At 61.8% G+C, this 25,409-nt stretch carries 23 protein-coding genes; 6 read left to right on the forward strand and 17 right to left on the reverse strand.

The genetic code is table 11. The annotated features are described in order from the left end of the window. Positions 1 to 106 precede the first annotated feature (106 nt). The 11 genes from ACVWVP_RS07040 to ACVWVP_RS07090 all read right to left on the reverse strand — a co-directional run bounded on the left by ACVWVP_RS07040 (position 107) and on the right by ACVWVP_RS07090 (position 12,393). Positions 107 to 1,396 (reverse strand): adenylosuccinate synthase, encoded by a 1,290-nt coding sequence (locus ACVWVP_RS07040; protein WP_176997131.1) that lies wholly within the window; start codon positions 1,394 to 1,396, stop codon positions 107 to 109. Between the two features lie 54 nt (positions 1,397 to 1,450). Further along, positions 1,451 to 2,638 (reverse strand): ATP phosphoribosyltransferase regulatory subunit, encoded by a 1,188-nt coding sequence (locus tag ACVWVP_RS07045; protein WP_176997132.1) that lies wholly within the window; start codon positions 2,636 to 2,638, stop codon positions 1,451 to 1,453. Between the two features lie 305 nt (positions 2,639 to 2,943). Then, positions 2,944 to 3,810 carry a protease modulator HflC gene (hflC, locus tag ACVWVP_RS07050; RefSeq protein ID WP_016976907.1) on the reverse strand — a complete coding sequence of 289 codons (867 nt, stop codon included), beginning with the start codon at positions 3,808 to 3,810 and terminating at the stop codon, positions 2,944 to 2,946. Beyond that, positions 3,810 to 4,985, reverse strand: a complete 1,176-nt coding sequence (gene hflK, locus ACVWVP_RS07055) for an FtsH protease activity modulator HflK (RefSeq protein ID WP_457404950.1) — start codon at positions 4,983 to 4,985, stop codon at positions 3,810 to 3,812. Before hflK ends, hflC begins: the two co-directional genes overlap by 1 nt. Positions 4,986 to 5,081: 96 nt before the next feature. Next, a complete protein-coding gene (hflX, locus tag ACVWVP_RS07060; protein ID WP_178918678.1) occupies positions 5,082 to 6,383 on the reverse strand; it encodes a ribosome rescue GTPase HflX in 1,302 nt (433 codons plus the stop codon). Positions 6,384 to 6,395: 12 nt separating this feature from the next. After that, a complete protein-coding gene (hfq, locus tag ACVWVP_RS07065; RefSeq protein ID WP_176997135.1) occupies positions 6,396 to 6,656 on the reverse strand; it encodes an RNA chaperone Hfq in 261 nt (86 codons plus the stop codon). Positions 6,657 to 6,750: 94 nt separating this feature from the next. Then, positions 6,751 to 7,722, reverse strand: a complete 972-nt coding sequence (gene miaA / locus ACVWVP_RS07070; protein WP_178918677.1) for a tRNA (adenosine(37)-N6)-dimethylallyltransferase MiaA — start codon at positions 7,720 to 7,722, stop codon at positions 6,751 to 6,753. Continuing rightward, complete coding sequence (gene mutL / locus ACVWVP_RS07075) at positions 7,722 to 9,638, reverse strand: DNA mismatch repair endonuclease MutL (RefSeq protein WP_405046563.1); 1,917 nt, start codon at positions 9,636 to 9,638, stop codon at positions 7,722 to 7,724. Before mutL ends, miaA begins: the two co-directional genes overlap by 1 nt. After that, positions 9,638 to 11,059 carry an N-acetylmuramoyl-L-alanine amidase gene (locus tag ACVWVP_RS07080; RefSeq protein ID WP_259172663.1) on the reverse strand — a complete coding sequence of 474 codons (1,422 nt, stop codon included), beginning with the start codon at positions 11,057 to 11,059 and terminating at the stop codon, positions 9,638 to 9,640. Before ACVWVP_RS07080 ends, mutL begins: the two co-directional genes overlap by 1 nt. 15 nt (positions 11,060 to 11,074) lie before the next feature. Further along, positions 11,075 to 11,545, reverse strand: coding sequence for a tRNA (adenosine(37)-N6)-threonylcarbamoyltransferase complex ATPase subunit type 1 TsaE (tsaE, locus tag ACVWVP_RS07085; RefSeq protein ID WP_178918675.1), 471 nt, complete (start codon positions 11,543 to 11,545; stop codon positions 11,075 to 11,077). Continuing rightward, a complete protein-coding gene (locus tag ACVWVP_RS07090) occupies positions 11,533 to 12,393 on the reverse strand; it encodes an NAD(P)H-hydrate dehydratase (protein WP_457404954.1) in 861 nt (286 codons plus the stop codon). The genes tsaE and ACVWVP_RS07090 overlap by 13 nt, the downstream gene beginning before the upstream one ends. Positions 12,394 to 12,456: 63 nt before the next feature. On the opposite strand from ACVWVP_RS07090, the gene queG reads away from it, so the two are divergent. After that, positions 12,457 to 13,521 (forward strand): tRNA epoxyqueuosine(34) reductase QueG, encoded by a 1,065-nt coding sequence (gene queG, locus ACVWVP_RS07095; RefSeq protein WP_176997140.1) that lies wholly within the window; start codon positions 12,457 to 12,459, stop codon positions 13,519 to 13,521. Here the strand turns inward: queG and ACVWVP_RS07100 are convergent. Both ACVWVP_RS07100 and orn read right to left on the reverse strand, forming a co-directional pair. Further along, the gene (locus ACVWVP_RS07100; RefSeq protein WP_176997469.1) at positions 13,518 to 14,135 is read right to left on the reverse strand and encodes a trimeric intracellular cation channel family protein; all 618 of its coding nucleotides are present in this window, start codon (positions 14,133 to 14,135) and stop codon (positions 13,518 to 13,520) included. The two genes, queG and ACVWVP_RS07100, sit on opposite strands and share 4 nt — an antisense overlap. Before the next feature lie 173 nt (positions 14,136 to 14,308). Then, positions 14,309 to 14,851 carry an oligoribonuclease gene (orn, locus tag ACVWVP_RS07105; RefSeq protein ID WP_010213620.1) on the reverse strand — a complete coding sequence of 181 codons (543 nt, stop codon included), beginning with the start codon at positions 14,849 to 14,851 and terminating at the stop codon, positions 14,309 to 14,311. Between the two features lie 108 nt (positions 14,852 to 14,959). Between orn and rsgA the strand changes: the two genes are divergently transcribed. Next, the gene (gene rsgA / locus ACVWVP_RS07110; RefSeq protein WP_178918673.1) at positions 14,960 to 15,991 is read left to right on the forward strand and encodes a small ribosomal subunit biogenesis GTPase RsgA; all 1,032 of its coding nucleotides are present in this window, start codon (positions 14,960 to 14,962) and stop codon (positions 15,989 to 15,991) included. A gap of 62 nt (positions 15,992 to 16,053) precedes the next feature. On the opposite strand, the gene motB is transcribed toward rsgA, so the two are convergent. After that, positions 16,054 to 17,070 carry a flagellar motor protein MotB gene (gene motB, locus ACVWVP_RS07115; protein WP_176997142.1) on the reverse strand — a complete coding sequence of 339 codons (1,017 nt, stop codon included), beginning with the start codon at positions 17,068 to 17,070 and terminating at the stop codon, positions 16,054 to 16,056. A gap of 3 nt (positions 17,071 to 17,073) precedes the next feature. Further along, a complete protein-coding gene (motA, locus tag ACVWVP_RS07120) occupies positions 17,074 to 17,925 on the reverse strand; it encodes a flagellar motor stator protein MotA (protein WP_176997143.1) in 852 nt (283 codons plus the stop codon). A gap of 166 nt (positions 17,926 to 18,091) precedes the next feature. Here motA and ACVWVP_RS07125 point away from each other — a divergent pair, with 166 nt between their 5' ends. From ACVWVP_RS07125 to asd, 3 genes are read left to right on the forward strand one after another with little or no spacing between them, the layout of a single operon-like run. Then, on the forward strand, positions 18,092 to 19,627 hold the full coding sequence (locus ACVWVP_RS07125; RefSeq protein ID WP_457404960.1) for an HDOD domain-containing protein: 1,536 nt from the start codon (positions 18,092 to 18,094) through the stop codon (positions 19,625 to 19,627). Positions 19,628 to 19,684: 57 nt separating this feature from the next. Further along, the gene (locus tag ACVWVP_RS07130) at positions 19,685 to 20,500 is read left to right on the forward strand and encodes a rhodanese-like domain-containing protein (RefSeq protein WP_457404962.1); all 816 of its coding nucleotides are present in this window, start codon (positions 19,685 to 19,687) and stop codon (positions 20,498 to 20,500) included. A gap of 15 nt (positions 20,501 to 20,515) precedes the next feature. After that, positions 20,516 to 21,376, forward strand: a complete 861-nt coding sequence (gene asd, locus ACVWVP_RS07135) for an archaetidylserine decarboxylase (RefSeq protein ID WP_178918670.1) — start codon at positions 20,516 to 20,518, stop codon at positions 21,374 to 21,376. Between the two features lie 139 nt (positions 21,377 to 21,515). Here the strand turns inward: asd and serB are convergent, their stop codons facing one another. Next, positions 21,516 to 22,730 (reverse strand): phosphoserine phosphatase SerB, encoded by a 1,215-nt coding sequence (gene serB, locus ACVWVP_RS07140; RefSeq protein ID WP_178918669.1) that lies wholly within the window; start codon positions 22,728 to 22,730, stop codon positions 21,516 to 21,518. A gap of 133 nt (positions 22,731 to 22,863) precedes the next feature. Between serB and ACVWVP_RS07145 the strand changes: the two genes are divergently transcribed. Beyond that, positions 22,864 to 24,393, forward strand: a complete 1,530-nt coding sequence (locus ACVWVP_RS07145; RefSeq protein ID WP_457404965.1) for an AhpA/YtjB family protein — start codon at positions 22,864 to 22,866, stop codon at positions 24,391 to 24,393. A gap of 191 nt (positions 24,394 to 24,584) precedes the next feature. Here ACVWVP_RS07145 and ACVWVP_RS07150 read toward each other — a convergent pair whose 3' ends face one another. Then, a complete protein-coding gene (locus tag ACVWVP_RS07150; RefSeq protein WP_176997148.1) occupies positions 24,585 to 25,292 on the reverse strand; it encodes a PqiC family protein in 708 nt (235 codons plus the stop codon). Positions 25,293 to 25,409: the final 117 nt, after the last annotated feature.

Below are 25,409 nucleotides of genomic sequence, written 5' to 3' on the forward strand. Positions count from 1 at the left end.
GATAGCACCGCGAAAGAAAGAACCATAGCAAGGGTCGTGCCGTTTGCCAGCCAGAAACGACAAAGGGCTCCCGAAGGAGCCCTTTGCTTTCTACATCAACAGCTTATTAAGCGAACGGGTGACGCAGAACGATGGTCTCGTTACGGTCCGGGCCCGTCGAAATAATGTCGATTGGCGCGCCGATCAGCTCTTCCACACGCTTGATGTAAGCGCGAGCGTTGGCTGGCAGCTCTTCCAGGGTCTTGGCGCCCACGGTCGATTCAGTCCAGCCCGGCACTTCTTCGTACACAGGCTGCAGGCCTACGTAGCTGTCAGCGTCGGTCGGCGCCACATCTTTACCTTGTGCATCTTTGTAGCCGGTGCAGATGTTGATGGTTTCCAGGCCGTCGAGTACGTCCAGCTTGGTCAGGCAGATGCCCGAGATGCTGTTCACATCGATAGCGCGACGCAGGATAACCGCGTCGAACCAGCCGCAACGACGAGCACGGCCGGTGGTGGCGCCGAACTCGTGGCCTTGCTTGGCCAGGTGCGCACCGACTTCGTCGAACAGCTCAGTCGGGAACGGACCGGAACCTACGCGCGTGGTGTAAGCCTTGGTGATGCCCAGGATGTAGTCCAGGAACATCGGGCCAACGCCCGAACCGGTGGCAACGCCACCAGCGGTGGTGTTGGAACTGGTCACGTACGGGTAGGTGCCGTGGTCGATGTCCAGCAGGGAGCCTTGGGCGCCTTCGAACATGATGTCCTTGCCGGCGCGACGCAGGTCGTGCAGTTCGGCGGTCACGTCCAGCATCAGCGGCTTGAGCAGCTCAGCGTATTCCTTGCACTCGGCCAGGGTCTTTTCGAACTCGATGGCCGGCTCTTTGTAGTAACCCACCAACATGAAGTTGTGGTAATCCACCAGTTCACGCAGCTTGTCTTCAAAACGCGGCATGTTGAGCAGGTCGCCCACACGCAGGCCACGACGGGCAACCTTGTCTTCGTAGGCCGGGCCGATGCCACGACCGGTGGTGCCGATCTTCAGCTCGCCACGAGCCTTTTCACGGGCCTGGTCCAGCGCAACGTGGAAGGACAGGATCAGCGGGCAGGACGGGCTGATACGCAGGCGCTCGCGCACCGGTACGCCTTTCTCTTCCAGCTTGGTGATCTCGCGCAGCAGGGCGTCAGGTGCAACCACCACGCCGTTGCCGATCAGGCACTGCACGCCTTCGCGCAGTACACCCGACGGGATCAGGTGCAAGACGGTTTTTTCGCCATCGATGACCAGGGTGTGGCCAGCGTTGTGGCCACCTTGGTAGCGCACTACGGCGGCAGCATGTTCGGTCAGCAGATCAACGATCTTGCCTTTGCCCTCATCACCCCATTGGGTGCCCAGGACTACGACATTCTTACCCATAACACTTGTCCTCATTCGCGCAAACTTGGTGCCGGCGATGGCCGGCAGGAAAACTCAAGAAGCCAGTGGCGATACTTGCCAAAGCCCGTTCTGCAGAATCAATTGCTGGTCGCAGTCCGCTTCACGGGCGGCGGCCAATGGCTGCCCAGGCAAGGCCTGGACGACACGCTGACCCTCACTGCGCAACTGGCAAACCCGCTGCCAGAGTGCTGCGTCCGTACTGTCGGGCATCCAGATGCCACCAGACGGTAGCTCGACCTCAGCACGCCCCAGGGTCACCAGGGTTTTCAAATCGGTAGAAAAGCCAGTCGCGGGACGCGCGCGACCGAAGTCAGCGCCGATATCGTCATAACGACCGCCTTGGGCGATGGCTTGGCCAACACCCGGTACAAACACGGCGAATACCACACCGGTGTGGTAGTGGTAGCCGCGCAACTCACCCAGGTCAAAGTACAGCGGCAGGTCCGGGAACCGCGCCGACAACTGCTCGGCAATCGCCAGCACGTCGTCCAGCGCAGCCAATACCGGCGCCGGCGCATTGGCCAGGCGCTCGCGGGCAGCTACCAGCACCTCACGGCCACCGCACAGGTTCACCAGCGCACGCAGCATGTCAGCCAGATCGGCAGGCACGCCAGCGGTCAGGGCGATCACTTCATCGATGGCCTTGCGTTGCAGGGCATCGAACAACTGTTGCTCCACTTCACCGGACAAACCGGCCGCACGGGCCAGGCCACGGTAGATACCGACATGGCCCAGGTCCATGTGCACATCCGGCACGTCAGCCAGTTGCAGCATGGCCAGCATCAAGCTGATCACTTCAACGTCGCTGCTCGGGCTGGCGTCGCCGTACAACTCGGCGCCCAACTGGATCGGGCTGCGGGACGACGACAAGGCACGCGGCTGTGCATGCAGCACACTGCCGGCATAGCACAGGCGGCTCGGGCCTTCACGACGCAGGGTGTGCGCATCGATGCGCGCCACTTGCGGGGTGATGTCAGCACGGAAACCCATTTGCCGGCCCGACTGCGGGTCGATGACCTTGAAGGTGCGCAGATCCAGGTCCTGGCCCGCGCCGGTCAGCAGGGATTCCAGGTACTCGATATGGGGGGTCACGACAAACTCGTAACCCCAGCTCTGGAACAGATCCAACACCTGGCGACGCGCTACTTCGATGCGCGCAGCTTCCGGTGGCAGTACTTCTTCGATGCCATCTGGCAGCAGCCAGCGGTCTACCGTTGCCATTACGCCATTCCCCTATGATCCGGGCGGCCAGCCCTCGGCCGAGCCTTGAGTGAAGCAGAAAATGCCCGGCCCCTGCATAAACAACGCGCAAGAACGACGTGACGAAATGGCCTGCTAGCGGCCTCGTCGGGCACTTTCCTCGAAAAACCTGTGGCGTCTGCGCGGCCAAACAACAATCAAACATGCAGACGCAAAAAAGCCGGGAATTTCCCGGCTGCCGCATCATACACCCGTTTTCTGAAAGGATCACCCCGCCAGGCGTTTTAGCCGCCCGACGGAGTGGGTCCTACACAGTGACGAGCTGATTACTTGGCTTTTTCCAGGTAGCGGAAGAAATCGCTACTTGGGTCCAGCACCATGACGTCGGTTTTATTCGCAAAGCTTTCACGGTAAGCGCGCAGGCTACGGTAGAACGCGTAGAACTCCTGGTCCTGGCCGTAGGCCTTGGCGTAGATCGCCGCGGCTTGAGCATCACCATCACCGCGGGCCTCTTCGGACTCGCGATAGGCTTCTGCCAGCAGTACACGGCGCTGACGGTCGGCATCTGCACGGATACCTTCAGCCAGCTCGTTACCCTTGGCGCGGTGCTCACGTGCCTCACGCTCACGTTCGGTGCTCATACGCTCGAACACGCTGCGGTTCACTTCCTTGGGCAGGTCGATGGCCTTGACCCGAACATCGATCACTTCGATGCCCAGCTCTTTTTCCGCCATGGCGTTCAACGAGCGCGTGATGTCGGCCATCAGCGCGTCGCGTTCACCGGAGACCACCTCGTGCAGGGTGCGCTTACCAAACTGGTCACGCAGGCCCGATTCCAGACGACGCGACAGACGCTCGTCGGCAATCTGCTTGAGGCCGGAAGTCGCGGTGTAGAAACGCTCGGCGTCCTTGACGCGCCACTTGGCGTAGGCGTCAACCATCACGGCTTTCTTTTCCAGGGTCAGGAAGCGTTGTGTCGGTGCATCCAGGGTCATCAGGCGGCCGTCGAACTTGCGCACCTGGTTCACGTAGGGGACCTTCACATGCAAGCCCGGCTGGACATCCGCCTGCACCACACGACCGAATTGCAGCAACACCGCGCGCTCGGTCTGAGACACGATGTAGAAGCAGTTCCAGGCAGCGATGACCACGACGACACCCACAATCAGGGCTGTCAGCGATTTATTGCTCATCAACGACTCTCCCTGGTACGTGTTTGCTGTTGCAGCAAGTCAGCGGCCGCACGGGCGCTCGCTTCATTGGCAGCGGCATTCGAACTGGTGGACGGCGCGCCGGTGCCGCTACGACCCCCTTCGATCATCTTGTCCAGCGGCAGGTACAGCAGGTTGTTCTGCCCACCTTTACTGCCGGTCACGAGAACCTTGCTGGTGTTGCTGAAGACTTCCTGCATGGTGTCCAGGTACAGACGCTCACGGGTAACCTCAGGAGCCTTGCGGTACTCGGCGACCAGTTTGGTGAAGCGATCCGCCTCACCCTTGGCGCGGGAGACCACTTCGTCACGGTAACCATTGGCATCCTCGAGGATACGCTGGGCCTGACCACGAGCTTCCGGCACGACGCCGTTGGCATAGGTTTCAGCCTGGTTTCGCGAACGCTGCTCGTCTTCGCGGGCGCGGATCACGTCATCAAAGGCTTCCTGCACTTCACGCGGTGCCGCTGCGCTCTGTACGTTCACCTGGGTAACGGTGATGCCGGTGCGGTAGGTATCGAGGAACCGTTGCAGGCGCTCCTTGATTTCGCTGGCCATCAATTCACGACCTTCAGTCAGCACCTGGTCCATCGCGGTAGAACCGACGACATGGCGCAGGGCGCTTTCGGTAGCGTGTTGCAGGCTGATTTCCGGCTGATCAACGTTCAGCACGAAGTCCTGCAGGTTGCTGATCTTGTACTGCACGGTCAGCGGGACTTCGACGATGTTCTCGTCTTCGGTCAGCATCTGGCCCTGCTTGGTGTAGGCACGCTCACGCGTGACGTTCTCCATGTACTTCTTGTCGATCGGCGGGAAGTAGATATTCAGGCCCGGCCCGACCGTCTCGTAGTATTTGCCGAAGCGCAGCACCACGGCTTGCTCCTGCTCGTCCACGACGTACACGGCGCTGTACAGCCATACGGCCGCCAGCACGACAAGACCCAGGCCCAACAGGCCATAGCCACCGCCCTTGCCTGTGCGACCGCCGTCGTCACCACCACGTTTTTTTCCACCACCGAACAACCCATTCAGGCTTTCCTGCAGCTTTCGGAAGGCCTCGTCGAGATCTGGTGGCCCCTTGCGGTCGCCATTATTGCGGCGTTTACCACCCCAAGGATCCTGATTATTCGAGTTGCCACCCGGCTCATTCCAAGCCATAGCGCTCTCCATCTGATAAAGCAAAGACGCACCCACGGCGCGCCGACCAATGCTACAGAATGCCTGCTACTGCGGCACAACCGCTTTCGGAGGCTTTTATTGCAAAGTGTGTTGTTCGATGAACTCTGTCGGCACCACGCCTTCACGGCTGACCAGCCGATTCAGCTCCGAGCGCGGCAATCGAACGGCCAGCAAGCTGACACCTTCTTCGTCGTGTTCTTCTTTCTGTACCGCGCCCAACTCGAAAAACTGTGCACGCAGTCGAGCAAAACGCTGGGGCAAGCGCAAGGTGCCGACGAACAAATCACTGCCGAGCAACTCGGCGATGGCTTGCTCAAGCAGCTCCAAACCACTGCCATCACGCGCCGACAGCCAGACCCGCTGGGGCTTGCCGTTTTCGTCACGCTGGATTTGTGGCTCAACGCCTTCAAGCAAATCGAGTTTGTTATAGACCTCGAGGATCGGCAAGTCCTGGGCCCCAATCTCACCCAGTACCAGCATCACCTGCTCGATCTGCAACATGCGATCCGGTTCGGCCGCATCGATCACGTGCAACAGCAGGTCGGAATTGCTCGACTCTTCGAGCGTAGACCGAAATGCCTCGACCAGCTTGTGGGGCAAGTGACGAATGAAACCCACCGTGTCCGCCAGGACAATCGGCCCCAGGTCAGCCAGGTCCAGACGGCGCAAAGTAGGGTCGAGGGTGGCGAACAGTTGGTCGGCCGCATACACGTCGGACTTGGTCACGTTGTTGAACAGCGTGGATTTGCCGGCGTTGGTATAGCCCACCAGGGAAACGGTCGGGATATCCGCACGGGAACGGCCGCGGCGCGATTGCTCGCGCTGGCTGCGCACTTTCTCCAGGCGGCCCTTGATCTGGCGCAGGCGCACCCGCAGTAGTCGACGGTCGGTTTCCAGCTGGGTTTCACCCGGACCGCGCATGCCGATGCCGCCACCTTGACGCTCAAGGTGAGTCCAGCCACGAACCAGCCGGGTGCTCATGTGGTCAAGCTGGGCCAGTTCTACCTGGAGCTTGCCTTCGTGAGTACGGGCGCGTTGGGCGAAGATATCGAGGATCAGGCCGGTACGGTCGATCACGCGACACTCGAAGACACGTTCGAGGTTACGTTCCTGACTGGGCGTGAGGGTGTGATTGAAGATCACCAGATCGGCTTCTTCGGCATGAACCAGGTCGCGCAGTTCCTCGACCTTGCCGCTGCCAATCAGGAATTTGGCGGTTGGCCGATGACGCGGCACGTTAAAAAACGCAACGGTCTCGGCGCCGGCCGAATTTGCCAACTCCTGAAACTCCTGCGGATCTTCGCGCGCCTCAGGGTCCTGTCCATCCAAGTGAACGAGGATGACTCGCTCACCACCACCGTGGCGCTCAAAGAACAAAGGAGACTCCTATCAGGCGTTACCTGGCTCAGCGTCAGCTGCATCGTCACCGGTTGCGCTAGGCAGACGGATTGGACGGACTGGAACGACTGTCGAGATAGCGTGCTTGTAGACCATCTGGCTGACGGTGTTCTTCAGCAGGATCACGAACTGGTCGAACGACTCGATCGTGCCTTGCAGCTTGATACCGTTGACCAGGTAGATGGAAACCCCCACTTTCTCTTTACGTAAAGTATTCAAGTAAGGGTCTTGTAGCGAATGCCCTTTTGACATGTGCCGCACTCCTTTAAGGATCAATAATAAAAAATCGGAAAATAGATAGCTTATGGCCGTCACACCCCCAAGGATAGACGGCAATTGCAAGGACTCAGCTCAATATGGAGACCGTTCCCAAGTATTTCAAGGCGCGTGACAGATTGTCGCTGTCCAGGCTGTCCAGCCAGTGCAAATCACTCCAGCTGCGCAACCAGGTGAACTGGCGTTTCGCCAATTGGCGCGTGGCAATGATGCCGCGCTCCTGCATTTCGGCTGACGTCAGCTTGCCATCCAGATGATCCCAGACTTGGCGGTAGCCTACAGCACGTATCGAAGGTAACCCTGGATGCAGGTCACCTCTGGAACGCAGAGCTACGACCTCGTCCACAAACCCCTGTTCCAACATAATTGTGAATCTTTGTGCAATTCGTTCATGCAGCACCTGGCGATTTGCCGGAGCGATGGCCAGATTCGCCACAGTATAGGGCAATTGTGACGCGCCAGATGCGCCTGCGTCAGCACTTTGCGCACTTTGTTTCAGCCGATGTTCAGTCATGGTCTGCCCGCTCACCCGCCAGACTTCCAGGGCGCGCGTCAGGCGCTGGGGGTCATTGGGGTGAATGCGGGCGGCGGACACCGGGTCTACCGCTGCCAACTGGTCGTGCAGGGCTTGCCAACCAAGGCGTGCAGCCTCTTCTTCAAGCTCGGCGCGCACCTGGGCGTCAGCGGGCGGCATATCGGCCAACCCTTCCTGCAAAGCCTTGTAGTAGAGCATCGTGCCGCCCACCAGCAGCGGAATATTGCCCCGCGCGGTGATGGCGGCCATGGCCTCAAGGGCGTCGGTGCGAAAATCCGCCGCCGAATAGCTCTCGGACGGGTCGATGATGTCGATCAACTGATGCGGGTATTGGGCCAACAGCGCCTTGGACGGCTTGGCGGTGCCAATGTCCATGTCCCGGTAAACCAGGGCAGAGTCGACACTGATCAGCTCGCAGGGCAGCACCTTGGTCAGCTCGATCGCCAGGTCGGTCTTGCCGGCGGCCGTGGGGCCCATCAGGAAGATAGCGGGGGGCAAGGCACTCATCAGCGACCGCGCAGGAACAGTTTGTCCAGATCGTCCAGGCCCATCTGGGTCCAGGTCGGTCGGCCATGGTTGCACTGCCCGCTGCGCTCGGTGTTTTCCATGTCGCGCAGCAAGCCGTTCATTTCCGGCAGCGCCAGGCGGCGATTGGCACGGATGGCGCCGTGGCAGGCCATGGTGCCGAGCAATTCGTTGATGTGGGCCTGGATGCGGTCACTGGTGCCGTACTCCATCAGGTCCGCCAGCACGTCGGCGACCAGGCGGTTGGCCTCGGCCTGCTTGAGCAACGCGGGAATCTGGCGGATCGCCAGGGTTTCCGGGCCCAGGCGTTGCAGCTCAAAGCCCAGGCTCTGGAACACGCTGGCGTGTTCTTCGGCGCAATCGGCCTCCCGCTGGCTCACGGCCAGGGATTCAGGCACCAACAGCGGCTGGCCGCTGAGGCCTTCGCTGGCCATGGCGATCTTCAGACGCTCGTACATGATCCGCTCGTGGGCGGCGTGCATGTCCACCAGCACCAGCCCGTGGGCGTTTTCCGCCAGGATGTAGATGCCCTTGAGCTGGGCCAGCGCGTAACCCAGCGGCGGAATATCCCCACCGCCCTCCGGCAAGGCAACAGGCGCGCCCGGCTCGGCACCTGGCAGCGGCGCGAAAAACTCGCGGTATGCCGCCTGGGCCTCGGCCACCGGCACCGTCGACTGCGGACGCGGGGTGTATTGGTACTGGTAACCCGCTCCCGAGCCAGAACCTGGCGCGGTGTACGAAGGTTGCGGCGCAGGCGATTGCAGCAAGTTGCCTGCCAGGCTCATTTCACCCTGGGGGCCGAACTCGCCGGCCTCCGGGCCGCTCGGCCGCACCACTGCCGTCACAATTGGCGCAGACAACTGGTCATCCGGACGCACATCACCCAAGGCGCGGTGCAAGGTGCCGTAGAGGAAGTCATGCACCATGCGTCCATCACGGAAGCGCACTTCGTGCTTGGTCGGGTGCACGTTGACGTCGACCACCGAAGGGTCGACCTCAAAAAAAAGCACAAACGTCGGGTGCCGCCCATTGAACAGCACGTCGCGATAGGCCTGGCGCACCGCGTGGGCCACCAGTTTGTCGCGCACCGCACGGCCGTTCACGAAGAAGTACTGCAAGTCCGCCTGGCTGCGAGAGAACGTCGGCAAACCGACCCATCCCCACAGGCGCAGACCGTTGCGCTCGATTTCAATCGGCAGCGCCTGCTCCAAGAAGCCTGAGCCACAAATGGCCGACACCCGGCGCGCACGCGCGGCATCGTCATGGGCTTCGTGCAGGCTGAGAATGGTCTTGCCGTTATGGCGCAGGTGAAATGCCACGTCAAAACGCGCCAAGGCCAGGCGCTTGATGACTTCCTGCAGGTGATCGAATTCGGTTTTCTCGGCCTTGAGGAATTTGCGGCGCGCCGGGGTGTTGAAGAACAGGTCACGCACTTCCACCGAGGTGCCCACCGGATGGGCGGCCGGCTGGACTCGCGGCGCCATGTCACGCCCCTCGGTTTCCACCTGCCAGGCCTGGTCGGCACTGCGCGTGCGGGATGTCAGGGTCAGGCGGGCCACGGAGCTGATGGACGCCAGTGCCTCACCGCGAAAACCCAGGCTCATCACCCGCTCAAGGTCTTCGAGGTCGCGAATCTTGCTGGTGGCGTGTCGGGCCAGGGCCAGCGGCAGGTCATCGGAAGAGATGCCGCTGCCGTCATCGCGCACGCGCAGCAGCTTGACGCCGCCCTGCTCCACATCCACATCAATACGCTTGGCGCCGGAGTCGATGCTGTTCTCCAGCAGCTCCTTGATCACCGATGCAGGGCGCTCGACCACCTCGCCTGCGGCAATCTGGTTGGCAAGGCGCGGGCTGAGCAGCTCAATGCGCGAGCCGTTGTTCAAGACTGATTCGCTCATTACTGCGCCGCCAATTCAGTGCCAGGGATGGTCAACACCTGGCCGACTTTCAACTCGTCGGTTTTCAGGTTGTTCGCACTGCGCAACGTCGCAGGTGAGACCTGGAAACGCACCGCCAACATGGCCAGGGTGTCACCGGGCTGCACCCGATGGTCACGCGGGCCCTGGGCGATTTTCCCGGAATCACGCAGCCAGGCGATGTACGTGCCCGGTGGCGGGTTCTGCTGGAAGAACTGGCGGATACCCGCGCTGATCGAGCGCGCCAACGCCTGCTGGTGGCTCGCGCTGGCCAGCTTGGACGCCTCGTTGGAGTTGGAGATAAACCCGGTCTCCACGAGGATCGACGGGATGTCCGGCGACTTCAACACCATGAACCCAGCCTGCTCCACGCGCTGTTTGTGCAGCGAGGTCACACGGCCGATGTTGCTCAGGACCTTCTGGCCGACGTTCAGGCTGGAGGTCAGCGAAGCGGTCATGGACAGGTCGAGCAGCACGCCAGCGAGCATCTTGTCCTTGTCGTCCAGGGACACGTTGCCGGCCCCGCCGATCAAGTCGGAACGGTTTTCGCTGTCGGCCAGCCAACGGGCGGTCTCGGACGTGGCGCCGCGATCCGACAAGGCAAACACCGAGGCACCGAAGGCGGCAGCCGAAGGCGCGGCGTCAGCGTGGATCGACACAAACAGGTCGGCGCCTTTCTTACGCGCAATCTCGGTACGGCCGCGCAGCGGGATGAAATAGTCACCGGTGCGGGTCAACTCGGCGCGGTAGCCTTTCATCGCGTTGACCTGGCGTTGCAGCTCACGGGCGATAGCCAGTACCACGTCTTTTTCATGCTGGCCGCGCGAACCGGAAGCGCCCGGGTCTTCACCGCCGTGGCCGGCGTCGATCACCACGATAATGTCGCGTTTACCGGCTGGTGCCGGTGGCGGCGGAGGCAATTTCACCTGCGGCTGCGAGGGGTTGACCGGCACGGCAGGTACGGTCGCTACGCTCGGAGGCGGAGCGGGTGGCGGGTTGGCATCGGCAGCGTTGTCGAACAGGTCGACCACCAGCCGGTTGCCATATTGCGCGTTCGGCGCCAGCACAAAACTCTTGGGGGTCACGACCTTTTTCAGGTCGATGACCACACGCAGGTCGGTCGGCGTGCGCTGGGCCGAACGCATGGCAGTAATCGGAGTGTTAGCGGTGGAGACTTTCAACGGCGCGGCCAGGGTCGCACCGTTGATGTCGATCACCAGGCGATCAGGCGCCGTCAGGGTAAAGACACTGTGCTGGACCGGGCCAGACAGGTCGAACACCAGTCGCGTGTTATCCGGCGCTCGCCACAGGCGAACACTTTTCACCTGTGAAGCAGCCAGAGCATTGACAGTCATTGCCGCAAGCAACACCCCTACGACAGCAACCAACGCGCGAAAGCGCATACCTAACCCCACCAATTATTTGAATTCCAATGCCAAAGCGGCGCACCACGACTGGCCGCGCGCGCTCTGGGGCAACAACTTCAGCTGACGTCCGTGCTCATGCGGCGTAATGGTAATGGTCAGGTCCGGCTTTGGCAAAAAGCCTGTGCCTTTATCTGGCCACTCGATCAGGCACAGCGCGTCTTCATCGAAATAGTCGCGAATGCCCATGTATTCCAGCTCTTCGGGGTCTACCAGACGATAAAGGTCGAAGTGGAAGGCCCGCACATCACCGATTTCGTAGGGTTCTACCAGGGTGAACGTAGGGCTTTTTACTGCCCCTGTATGGCCCAGCCCTCGGATAATCCCTCGCGACAAGGTGGTCTTGCCCGCGCCCAAGTCACCTTCAAGAAAGATCAGGCCCGCGCCCGCTGTCACCTGGGCAATGCGCTGACCGAACGCAACCATGGCGTCTTCATCGGCCAGGAAAAGGATTACTTCAGACACGGCGATTGCTCCTCCAGCAATTGACGAATGGCGGGTATCAAGTCGCTGGCAGCCAAGCCGCGACCAAAGGTGCCCTGGCGATCCCCCGCCGTGGCGTGCAACCACACGGCCAGGCAACTGGCCTCATAAGCCGGCATGCCTTGGGCGAGCAGCGCGCCCACCAGGCCGGCCAGCACGTCGCCAAGCCCCGCCGTGGCCATCGCCGGATGGCCCTGGTCGCAGCGCGAAACACGCCCGTCCGGACTGGCAATCAAACTGCCAGCACCCTTGAGGATAGCCACTGCATTGAATTTCTGGCTCAGCGCGCGCACCACCTTAAGGCGATCGGCCTGAACCTCGTCTGTCGACAGGCCCAGCAAGCGTGCCGCCTCACCCGGATGCGGCGTGATCACACAGTGGTCGGGCAGCTGCACGCCGCCCTTGGCCAGCTGGTTCAAGGCATCGGCGTCCCAGACCTGCGCCTGCTTGGCATTGGCGGCGACCGACAGCAGGCTTTTGCCCCACGCGGCCTCACCGAGGCCCGGGCCAATGACGATGACCGAGATTTTTTCCAGCAAGCCCATTAGCTGATTCGCCGAGCTGACGCCCACGCTCATGACCTCTGGCAACCGCGCCAACGCGGCGGGCACGTGCTCGGGACGCGTGCCCAGGGACACCATGCCTGCGCCACTGCGCAAGGCGCTTTCGGCGCTCAGCAAGGCCGCGCCGCCAAAGCCGCGATCCCCCCCGATGACCAGCAGGTGGCCGAACTGGCCTTTATGAGCGTCGGGTGAACGCGCAGCCAGTTGCGGCAAATGGCCGTGCAACAGGGGCTGAACGTCGGTTATTTCATGTTTTGTCTGCGGCATGCGTCTTCAAGCTCCGATGTCTGGCAGAATTATACGCATCTAACCTGCGGTTTCCTGTGTCTCATGCCTGCCATTACCTCCGATCTGCCTGCCCTCGCCCAATCGATCAAAGACTGGGGCCGCGAGTTGGGCTTTCAACAAGTCGGCATCAGCGGCCTGGACCTGGGCGAGCATGAACAGCACCTGCAACGCTGGCTCGACGCGGGCTACCACGGCGAGATGGAGTACATGGGCGCCCATGGCAGCAAACGCTCCCACCCGGATGAGCTGGTGCCGGGCACGCTGCGCGTGGTGTCGCTGCGCATGGACTACCTGCCGGGCGACACACAAATGGCGCAGTTGCTGGCCAAGCCAGAAAAAGCCTATATCTCGCGCTACGCCCTGGGCCGCGACTACCACAAGCTGATCCGCAAGCGCGTGCAGCAACTGGCTGACCGCATCCAGGCGCAGATTGGACCATTTGGCTTTCGCGCCTTTGTCGACAGCGCCCCCGTGCTGGAAAAAGCCATCGCTGAAAAGGCCGGGCTGGGTTGGATCGGCAAGAACACCCTGGTGCTCAACCGCAAAGCCGGCAGCTATTTTTTCCTGAGCGAGCTGTTTGTCGACCTGCCGCTGCCAGTTGACGAACCCCACAGCACCGAACACTGCGGCCGCTGCACGGCGTGCCTGGATATCTGCCCCACCAATGCCTTCGTCGGCCCCTATGTGCTGGACGCGCGGCGCTGCATTTCCTACCTGACCATCGAACTGAAGAACGCGATCCCCGAAGACCTGCGCCCGTTGATCGGCAACCGTGTGTTCGGCTGCGATGACTGCCAGATCGTGTGCCCGTGGAACCGCTTCGCCCGCTCGACCGCCGAAGGTGATTTCAAGCCGCGGCACAACCTGGACAACGCCGAACTGGCCGAACTGTTCATGTGGGACGAGGATAAATTCCTCAGCAGCACCGAAGGCTCGCCGCTACGCCGCGCCGGTTACGAGCGCTGGCTGCGCAACCTGGCCGTGGGCCTGGGCAATGCGCCGTCGAGCATCCCGGTGCTGGAAGCCCTGAAAGCCCGGCGGGACTACCCTTCTGAGCTGGTGCGCGAACACGTGGAGTGGGCGCTGGCCCAGCACGCCAGCCGTTAATGCACGTCGTCGTTGTAGACGAACTTGGGCATTTCCCAGTGAAAACGGATCGCCAGCAGGCGGAGTAAAAAGCCGCTGAACAGGGTCAGCAGGATCGCTTGCTCGCTGGGCAATTCCAGGTAGAGGCACAGCATGTAGAACCAGGCGGCGAGGAATGACACGCTGGCGTACAGCTCACGGCGGAAGATCAGTGGGATGTCGTTGCAGAAGATGTCCCGCAGGATGCCGCCGAACACACCGGTGATCACGCCACTGACCGAGGCCACCAGCATGCCGTGGCCCATTTCCAGCGCGGTCATGCAGCCGATCAGGGTAAAGGCCACCAGGCCCAGGGCGTCCAGCGCCAGGAATAACGAGCGCAAACGACGCATCAGCGGCGCAATGAAGATTGTCACCAGCGCGGCGATGGAGGTCAGCACCAGGTATTCGGGGTGCTTGACCCACGTCAGCGGGTAATGCCCCAGCAGCACATCCCGCACGGAGCCGCCGCCCAATGCTGTCACACAGGCGATCAACACCACACCGAACCAGTCCATGCCGCGCCGCCCGGCGGACAACGCGCCCGTCATGGCTTCGGCGGTGATGGCGATGAGGTAGAGCATCAACAGCATGATGGCGATCCTTGCAAAGAGGCGCGCAGTCTAATCATTTGGTGATGGCACCAAAAGGGGGCGCCAGGCGAAAGACCGAATCACGCCCTTCGCGAGCAAGCCCGCTCCCACATTTGATCGCATCCAAATGTGGGAGCGGGCTTGCTCGCGAAGGCGTCATGTCAGGCGCCGCTTAATCAGGCCTTGATGAAATGCTTGCGGTAATGCTGCAACTCGGCAATCGACTCGCGAATATCATCCAGCGCCAAATGCGTGCTGCCTTTATGGAAGCTGTCTTTGACTTCCGGCGCCCAGCGCGCAGCCAGCTCCTTAAGGGTGGACACATCCAGGTTGCGGTAGTGGAAGTAGCTTTCCAGCGCCTTCATGTGGGTATAGAGGAAGCGGCGATCCTGGCAGATGCTGTTGCCGCAGATCGGCGACTTACCCTTCGGCACCCACTTTTCCAGGAAAGCAATGGTTTCGGCCTCGGCCTCTGCCATGCTGATGCGGCTGTCGCGCACGCGCTGGGTCAGGCCGGAGTTGCCATGGGTGCGGGTGTTCCACTCGTCCATGGTGGCGAGCACGGCGTCGCTGTGGTGGATAGCGATCACCGGACCTTCGGCCAAGGTATTGAGGTTGCTGTCGGTGACAATGGTGGCCATCTCGATGATGACGTCGGTGTCAGGGTTCAGACCGGTCATTTCCAGATCGATCCAAATCAGGTTCTGTGGGTTTTGCATGGCTCTATTCTCTTGGCACCTTGGCGTAGCTGCGCAGTTTAGCAGGCGGGGCCGTGCTAGACTCGCGACCGTTTTACCCAACCTTTGCATTATCGACACGGAACACCCATGGCCAAACGCCAGCTCAATCGTCGCCAAAACTGGCGCATCGAAAAGATTCAAGGTGAACGCGCCGCTCGCGCCGCCAAACGTGAATCCTCCGCCGTGGAAGCGCTTGAGGGCGGCGACCTGGGCCCTGAACAAACGGGCCTGGTGATCGCGCACTTTGGTGTGCAGGTCGAAGTGGAGGCGCTGGAAGGCGAACTCGCCGGCCAGGTGTTCCGCTGCCATTTGCGCGCCAACCTGCCAGCGCTGGTGACTGGCGACCAGGTGGTCTGGCGTGCCGGCAACCAGGGCATCGGCGTGATCGTGGCCCAGTTGCCACGCACCACCGAGCTGCGCCGCCCGGACAGCCGCGGCCAGCTCAAGCCGGTGGCGGCCAACGTCGACATGATCGTGATCGTGTTCGCGCCACTGCCCGAGCCCCACGCCAACCTGATCGACCGTTACCTGGTCGCGGCTGAACATGCCGGCATCCGCCCGCTGTTGCTGCTGAACAAGTACGACCTGATCGACGAGCAGAACGCCCCGGCGCTGAATGCGCTGCTGGCGGTGTACCGCACCCTGGGCTACCCGGTGCTGGAAGTGTCGGCCCATCACGGCAACGGCATGGAACAGCTGCAACAACAGTTGGACGGGCGCATCAGCGTGTTTGTCGGCCAATCGGGCGTGGGCAAGTCCTCGCTGGTCAACAGCCTGCTGCCGGACGTCGAAACCCGCGTGGGTCCGCTGTCGGAGCTTTCCGGCCAAGGCACCCACACCACCACCACGGCGCGGTTGTTCCACTTCCCGGGCGGCGGTGAGTTGATCGACTCCCCAGGCATCCGCGAATTCGGCCTCGGCCACGTCAGCCGCAGCGACGTGGAAGCCGGTTTCATCGAGTTCAACGACCTGATCGGCACCTGCCGTTTCCGCGACTGCAAGCACGACCGCGAGCCGGGCTGTGCATTGCTCAAGGCGCTGGAAGACGGCCGCGTGCAGCAGCAGCGGATGAACAGCTATCGGTCGATCATTGCGAGTTTGCCGGAAAGCAGTTACTGACAGGCCCCTGCAAGGTAGAAACAACAAGGCCGCGGTTATCGCGGCCTTGTTGTATGTGCGGGTTAGGAACCTGCCTTGGGAACCGTAGGATCCTTCACCCCACCATCATCAAACAGATTCAGCTTCTGACGCAGTTCATGGGCTGGCAACGGCTCCTGCCCTGGCGGAATCGCGTTCGGGTCAGCTGGAACCTCGCCCGGCGCGCCGGCGCCTGGGGTGGGTGCGGGAGGCGGTTGGTCACCCTCAATCGCACGCTGGGCCTTTTTGGTCAGCACCACGATGTCGATCCTGCGGTTGACCGGGTTGAACGGGTCCTCATGATCAAACAGCTGCGAGGAAGCAAAGCCCACCACACGCGCCACTTGCGGGTCGGGGTAACTGCCCGCCACCAGCGCACGGCGAGCGGCGTTGGCACGGTTGGCCGACAGTTCCCAGTTGCCGAAGTCGCCCTGGCCAGCATACGGCTTGGCGTCGGTGTGGCCGCTGATGCTGATCTTGTTCGGCACCGCCTTGATGGTGTCAGCCATGGCCAGCAGGATGTCTTCAAAGTACGGCTTCAGGCGGGCGCTACCGGAGTCGAACATCGGCCGGTTGGCGGCGTCTGTGATCTGGATGCGCAAGCCTTCAGGCGTGATTTCGAAGGAAATCTGGTCCTTGAACTTCAGCAGCTGCGGGTTTTCCTCGACCTTGGTCTGCAGCTCCTGCAGCAGCAACTCCAGGCGTTCCTTCTCGACCTGCTCTGCCATGGACTCGACGGTTTCACGCTCGATCGGGATGTTCTGCTGTGGCGTCTCGGTCTTGACCTCGGGGTTGATGGTGCGCTCGGGCGCCAACTGCGGCGAGCCGCCCAGGTCGATCACGAAGGGCGTGCCACTTTCCGAGAAACCAATCGGGTCCTTGAAGTAACCGGCGATGGCGATCTTCTGTTCAGGCGTGGCGGTAGACATCAACCACAGCACCAGGAAGAACGCCATCATCGCCGTCGCGAAGTCGGCGAAGGCGATTTTCCAGGCGCCGCCATGGTGCCCCGCAGCGAAGCGCTTGACGCGCTTGATGATTATCGGCTGGTTGTTTTCCATGACTTAGCGACCGCGAACCGCTTGTTCCAGCTCGGCAAAACTTGGGCGGTGTTTCGGGTACAGCACCTTGCGCCCGAACTCCACCGCCAGCGATGGCGGCATGCCAGAGGCCGAAGCCACCAGGCACGCCTTGATCGCTTCGTAGAGGTTCACTTCTTCCTTGGCGTCGTGGGCCAGGGAAGTGGCCAGCGGGCCGAAGAAACCGTAGGCCGCCAGAATACCGAAGAAGGTACCCACGAGTGCCGCACCCACGTGCATGCCGATGGCCTTCTGGTCGCCTTCGCCCAGGGAGGCCATGGTGACCACGATACCCAGTACCGCCGCGACGATACCGAAACCGGGCATGCCGTCGGCGATGCCGGTCACGGCGTGAGAAGGATGTTCCAGCTCTTCCTTGAGGCTGAACAGTTCCATGTCGAACAGGCCTTCCAGCTCATGGGGGGCCATGTTGCCGGAGGACATGATGCGCAGGTAGTCACAGATGTAGGCAGTCATGCGCTCATCTTTGAGCACGGCCGGGTACTTGGCGAAAATCGGGCTGGCCGCGGCATCTTCGATGTCAGCTTCGATGGCCATCATGCCTTCGCGGCGGCTCTTGTTGAGGATCTCGTAGATCAGCCCCAGCACATCCAGGTAGAAGGTGTGGGAGAAGCGCGAGCTGAACATGCCCAGCGACTTCTTGATCACGTGCATGGTCATGTAGCCAGGGTTGGCCTGCAGGAATGCACCAAACGCGGCACCACCGATAATCAGCACTTCGAAAGGCTGGATCAGTGCAGCAATTTTACCGTGGGACAGGACATACCCACCGAGCACGCTTGCGATGACGACGATGATGCCGATAATTTTAGCCATAGGGGATCTGTACTTGCGCCGTCGGGTTCATGGACATATTGGGTGTAGCCGAAAACTCTTGTTCTACTTATCGGCAAAACTGCGCCAGACTATAGCCCGTTAAGGCGAAAAGCCAATTCGGCCCGTTCCGGGCGTGTTGAATGCAAGTGATGATCGCGCCCCAATCATGGCTAATGAAACGACAGTCCCAAGTTCAAGACCCACCACCCTCGCCGCTTGGATCAAGCGCCTGGACGATGTGCTGCTGCCCGTCCCGCAGGCCAGCCACGAGCGCGTGTGCAAGGCCATCCGCGACAGCCGCAGTTCGTTGCGAGACATTGCCGAGCTGATGCAGAACAGCCCCGCGCTGGTGCTCAGCGTGATGCGTGAAGCCAACAGCCACACCCATGGCAGCCTGGCGGAGCCGGCCGAAAACCTCGAAGTGGCGCTCAACCGTCTTGGCCTCAAGCGCGCCGAAGAGCTGCTGGCGCGGTTGCCTTCGGTGCCGGCCAACGAGATTCCCGTGGCGCTGCGCCAACTGCTGCTGGTGAGCCAGCATGCCTCGCAGCAAGCCAACGGCCTGTTCGCCAGCCGCCTGGCAAGGCTGTGGCAGGACATCCACTGGGGCAGCCTGTTGTTCCTGTCGCCGTTGTGGCCAATGGCCGTGGCGTACCCCAAGCTCCTGGAAGAATGGGAACTGCGGGTGATCCACAAGGGGCAGTCCGCGCGCCAGGTCGAGCAGGAATTGTTCGGTGTGCGCCTGCTGGACCTGTGCATCGGCCTGACCGAAACCTGGCACCTGCCGATCTGGGTCTCCCAGGGCTACACGCTCTTGCTGACCGAGCAGCGCCTGCTGGTCAAGGCCCTGCACATCGCCCGTGAAGATGACCCGCTGCGCCACCAGCAGCTGCTCGATGCCGAACCCAATTTGCGTCGCTGGCTGAATCAGCCCGCCAATACAGTACTGCTGGCCAACGGCCTGGCGATGGCGGCTCAGGAGTCCTGGACCTGTCCACACACCGAGCGCTGGCAATACCTCACGGCGCTTTACCTGCAAGCGCCTCTGGGTGATGTGCAGCAACAGGTTCACCAGCAAGCGGTGACCAGCGCTCGTGCGACCCTGATGCCCGACCTGTGGCACCCGGCGCTGTCGCTGATCTGGCCGTGGCATGTGCAGAAGATCCATCGCGGCTTGCTGCCGGCGCCGCCACCCACGGCCGAATCCCTGGCGGTGTGGCGTAAGCGCTGCACCGAATTGCTGGTGGAGCCAAGCCGCTTTGCCAACGCCATGCACCTGACCACCTGCGCCAAAGAGGCCCTGGTGGCCAGCGGCATGCAACGGGTCTTGCTGTTCATGGCCGATCGCGCTCTGAGTACGCTGCGGGTGCACCAGGCTGACGGCTTGCCGAAGGACGCCGCGAACCTGAGCCTGGACGTGGTCAACAGCACGCTGCTGCAACGCTTGCTGGAGAAATCCGCCCAGGTACGCCTCAACCCCGAGAACCATGCGCAATTTTCGGCACTGTTGCCGCCGATCCTGCGTCGCCTGTTCACCGGCGAGCATTTGCTGCTGCGCTCCCTGAGCTGCAATGGCCGCGTGGTAATGCTGATGGTGGCCGACCAGGGTGGCGGGCCGTTCTCGGAAACCACCGTGCAGGCCTTCGGCAAAACCGCCCAATGCATCGAGAAAGCCCTGCACAGCTTTACCAACCGCAGCGCCTGATGCTTGCGCTACAATCGCCCTCTTTTATCGCCAACATTTGTGCCCAGGAGACCTCACATGCCTGACTTCTCTGGCTTGCCGCTGGTGATCGAATCCAGCGACCTGCAAGGTCGCCTTGATGCCGAACACCTGATTCTGGTGGACCTCACCAGTGCCGCCCGCTACGCCGAAGGGCATATCCCCGGCGCGCATTTCGTTGACCCCAAGCGCACCCAACTGGGCCAGCCACCCGCCCCGGGCTTGCTGCCCCACAAGGCCGACCTGGAAAAACTGTTCGGCGAGCTGGGCCACACCCCGGACGCGACCTACGTGGTCTATGACGACGAAGGCGGCGGCTGGGCCGGGCGCTTCATCTGGATGCTCGACGTGATCGGCCACCAGAAATACCACTACCTGGACGGCGGCCTGCTGGCGTGGCTCGAAGGTCAGCACCCGGTAACCACCGACGTGCCCGCGCCTGTCGGCGGCCCGGTCAGCCTCACGTTGCACGATGGCCCCACGGCCACCCGCGAATACCTGCAAAGCCGTCTCGGCGCTGCCGACCTGGGCATCTGGGATGCGCGCGGCCCACTGGAATACTCCGGCGAAAAAGTGCTCGCCGCCAAGGGTGGCCACATCCCTGGCGCCGTGAACTTCGAATGGACCGCCGGCATGGACAAGGCGCGCAACCTGCGCATCCGCCGTGACATGCCGCAGATCCTCGAAGACCTCGGGCTGACCCGCGACAAAGAAATCATCACCCATTGCCAGACTCACCACCGCTCTGGCTTCACCTACCTGGTGGCCAAGGCGCTCGGTTATCCGCGAGTCAAAGGTTATGCCGGTTCCTGGGGCGAATGGGGCAACCACCCCGACACCCCCGTCGAGATTTAAGGTTTAAGGACAGTTATGAAAAAGCAGTTGTTTATCCTCAGCCAGTACTTGCTGCCACACCACTTGCTGTCGCGCCTGGCCGGCTGCATCGCCGAGTGCCGCGTGCGCTGGTTCAAGAATGCCTTCACCAGTTGGTTCGCCAAGCGCTATCAGGTGGACATGTCCCAGGCCCTGGTGGAAGACGTCACCGCCTACGAGCATTTCAACGCCTTCTTCACCCGCGCCTTGAAAGACGGCGCCCGCCCGCTGGATCAAACCCCTGGCGCGGTACTGAGCCCGGCCGACGGTGCCGTCAGCCAATTGGGCCCGATCGAACACGGTCGCGTGTTCCAGGCCAAGGGCCACAGCTTCAGCGTGCTGGAGTTGCTGGGCGGCGACGCAGCCGTTGCTGCACCGTTCATGGGCGGCGACTTCGCAACCGTGTACCTGTCGCCGAAGGACTACCACCGCGTGCACATGCCGCTGGCCGGCACCCTGCGCGAGATGATCTACATTCCGGGGCGCATCTTCTCGGTGAACCAGACCACCGCCGAAAACGTGCCTGAGCTGTTTGCCCGTAACGAACGCGTTGCCTGCATCTTCGACACCGAACGCGGCCCAATGGCCGTGGTACTGGTGGGTGCGATGATCGTGGCGTCGATTGAAACCGTATGGGCTGGCCTGGTGACGCCGCCGAAACGCGAGCTGAAAACCTTCCGTTACGACGAAGCCGCGCGCGCGCCGATTCATCTGGAAAAAGGTGCGGAGCTGGGTCGCTTCAAGCTGGGTTCGACCGCGATCGTGCTGTTCGGGCCAGATCAGGTGAAGTGGGCTGAAGCGTTGGCGGCGGGCACGCCAGTGCAGATGGGCCAAGGTATCGCTGCACCTAAAGCCTGACGTAAAACCCACTGTGGGACGGGCTTGTGTGGGAGCGGGCTTGCTCGCGAAGGCGGTGTATCAGTTCATATATCTGTGACTGAACCACCGCCTTCGCGAGCAAGCCCGCTCCCACATTTTTTTGACCGTATTTCTTCAGTTACAGCTGTCCGTCGCGGTCGCGAAAGCCCAGCAGATACAGCACGCCATCCAACCCCAACGTCGAAATCGCCTGCTTGGCCGACTGCTTCACCAACGGCTTGGCGCGGAACGCCACACCCAGCCCGGCAATCGCCAGCATCGGCAAATCGTTCGCACCGTCGCCGACCGCAATGGTCTGCTCCAGACGCAAGCCTTCCTTGTGGGCCAATTCCTTCAGCAGATCCGCTTTGCGCTGCGCGTCCACAATCGGCTCGACCGCCACGCCCGTCACCTTGCCATCCACCACTTCCAGCTCGTTGGCGAACACGTAGTCGATGCCCAGCTTGGCCTGCAATTGCTTGGCGAAGTAGGTGAAGCCACCGGACAGGATCGCGGTCTTGTAGCCCAGGCGCTTGAGTTCGGCGAACAGGGTCTCGGCGCCTTCGGTCAGGCGCAGGGAGGCGCCGATGGAATCCAGCACGCTGACGTCCAGGCCCTTGAGCAGCGCCAGACGCTCCTTGAAGCTTGCACGGAAGTCCAGCTCACCCGCCATGGCGCGCTCGGTGATTTCAGAGACCTGCTCCCCCACACCGGCCGCCTTGGCCAGTTCGTCGATGACTTCGGCTTCAATCAGCGTGGAGTCCATGTCGAACACGGCCAGGCGGCGGTTGCGACGGAACAGCGAATCCTCCTGGAAGGCGATGTCGACATTCAGCGCCTGGGCCACGCTGAGGAACTCGGCGCGCAGCGCTTGCGGGTCAGCCGGTTCGCCGCGCACGGAGAACTCGATGCAACCCTTGCCTTTGTCGGCCGGCGTGTCCAAAGGCATGCGGCCCGACAGACGGTCGATATGGTCGATATTCAGGCCGTATTGCGCGGTGATAGCGCTGACACGCTGCAATTGTTCGGCGGTTACCTTGCGGGTCAGCAGGGTCACGATGTGGCGCTTCTTGCCCTGGCCCGCCACCCAATGCTGGTAGTCCTCTTCGGACACCGGGGTGAAACGCACCTGCTGATCCAGCTTGTACGCCGTAAACAGGATGTCCTTGAGGACCGAGGACGCCTGTTCAGTGCTCGGGATCTCCACCAGGATGCCGAACGACAGGGTGTCGTGGATCACTGCCTGGCCGATGTCGAGAATGTTCACACCACCCTGGGCCAGAACGCCGGTAATAGCCGCAGTAAGACCCGGACGGTCTTCACCGGTGATGTTAATCAGGACAATTTCGCGCAAAGCGCACCCCCAGGCTGGAAAAAAACCGCATTCTACCCACTTTCAGTGACCATCGGGCACAGCCAGCGCTTTGCCGGTTCTAGGGCTGTCGCTATACTGCGCGTCAACTTCACGGACCAAGAGCCGAGCGCAAGTGAACCGGCCCACGCCAGTAAAAACCGATAACTTCTTCCTGCTGATCTTCCGGGCACTGCGCCACCGCCGTGTACCGATCGCATTACGCATCGCCAGCCATAACGTGATCCTGGTCGCCCTGGCCCTGGTGATCTACGCCTGCGTGATGGGGTTGCAGTTCAAGCAGGCCATGCACGAGCAAGCCGACGCCCTGGGCGAGAGCCTGACCACCCAGACCGCCACCTCGGCGACTGAGCTGCTGGTGTCCAACGACATCCTCAGCCTCAACGTGCTGCTCAACAACCTGACCAAGAACCCGCTGGTGGCCCATGCCGCCATCTACAGCGTGGACAACCGGATCATGGCCGAAGCCGGGCAGCGCCCGAAAAACGGCCTGTTGGGCGAAGCCGAAGGCCTGTACTCCAGCAATATCACGTTCCAGGACGTGAAGGCCGGCCAACTGCGCATCAGCCTCGACATGCAACAGTTCCAGCAGCCGATGACCATCAGCCTGCAAAGCATGGGCATTTTGAGCGCGATCCTGCTGGCATTGGCCCTGGCCTTGAGCCTGCGCCTGGGCCGGCACATCTCCACGCCTCTGATGCAACTGCGCATCTGGCTGCGCGATATCGACGAACACACCCCGGCCACCGACCGCCAGGATGAAATCGGCGACCTCGCCCGCCAGTTGCACGCCAGTTTCGCCCCGGAACCGGCCGTGCGCGAGCCGGAACCAGAGCCTGAATTCGATGACGTCGACTACGACGATGAACCTGAGTTTGAAGTGCGCAACCTGCGCGACCCGGGTTTTGATGAAAGCACGCCGGTGGCTGGCCTCAAGCCAGCGACCCGCCAGGTGATCAGGGCTGAAGAAGACGAACTGGACGACGAAGACCCGTTCGCCGACTTGCGCGACAACTCATCGGCCCCAGTTGCAGCGCCCAAGCCCGTGCCAGTGAAGAACGCCGAGCCTCAGCACAGCGCCGTACTGGCGGTGCAACTGGGTGCCCAGGACCAACTGCGCCGCCTGCCCCGCGCCCGCCTGACCGAGCTGCTGGAGCGCTACCGCGACTGCCTGGACCAGGCGGCCTCGCTGTACCAGAGCGAGCTGCATACTCTGAACGATGGCAGTACGCTGATGCTGTTCCATAGTGAAGACAGCGGCGAAGACTACCTGACCAACGCCATCTGCTGCGGCGAGTTGCTGCGTGCCCTGGGCCATGCCCTGCAAATCGAAGTGGCCGACAGCGGCATTACCTTGCAACTGCAACTGGGCCTGACGGTGGGCGACGACCTGTTCGGCATCAGCCAGATCGACCTGCTGCTCACCGAAATCGCCCAGGATGCACTGGCCTTGTCCCAGCACAGCCGCAACCTGCTGCTGGTTGAACGCAAGATCAGTGAAGACACGCTGATCCGCCAGCGTGCACGCATCCGCCCGATTGCCAGCCCTGAGGGCGCAAGCTGCGTGGAGCGGTTGATGGAGCCATACCCGTCGATGCTTGAGCGACAACTGGCGCGGATGCACGAGACCCGTACAAAACCTTGATGATCGCCACATACCCCCTGTGGGAGCGGGCTTGCTCGCGAATGCGGAATGTCAGCCGGATACATCGGTGACTGAACCACCGCTTTCGCGGGCAAGCCCGCTCCCACAGTTGATCTTCGGTGTCACTCAAATCTCGTACAAACAAAAAGGCCCGCTGAATCAGCGGGCCTTTTTTTGTATCTGCATTGCGCTTAGAACCTGAACACTTCCATATCCGTACGGATTGGCGTGGCCATCGGCATCTTCGGTTTCTGCGGCTCAGCAGGCTTGGCCGGGGCCGGTGCCTGCTTGCGCGGTGCCTCGGCAATCGGCGGCTGGTTGGCCAGCGGCTTGAGGGCCACCGACAACTGCTGTGCCAAGTGCTGCAACAACACGCCCTGGGCCTGGACCTGGGACGCGGTGGTACCGGTGTGTTCTTCCTGCAGGTGCACGATACGGTTGTCCCGCACTTGCCCGCGACGGTCGATCAAACGCCACTGTGCATCCAGGATCGCCGGTTGCGAAGCGCCCGAATCGAGCCGCGTGATGGTCAGCAACACCTGCACATCCGGGGTGAACCCGGTGGGTGCAGGCGCCAGCACCACACGCTGGCTGTCCAACTGACCCGCCACCTGGCGCAGCATCAGCTGGTTGATGTCGGAGGACAAACTGCCCGCCCAACGACCGTCAGTGGAACCTTGGAGGCTGCCATCGTTCTGACGTTGCAGCAGGGTTTCGCGTTGCAGGTAGTCCGCAACGACTACCGGGCCCAGCAATACGGCCATACCAGCGGTTTGAGCTGGCTGAGCCGGACTTCCGCTGTCCAGCTGGTACAGCGACACAGGCTGGTGTGTGCTGCAACCCGCCAGCCCCAGAAGGCCAGCGAGCATCAAAATTAGAGGAAGGCGTGGAGCAGTCATCATCCCATCCAGGTGGCTGCCACAAGGCGAACCACAATGTAATACTAAAAATAACCTAAACACGCTCGGCCACGCCGGCGTTGGAAAGGCCATATCATCCGTGAATATGCGCCATGA

This window comes from Pseudomonas sp. TE24901 (assembly GCF_054058375.1).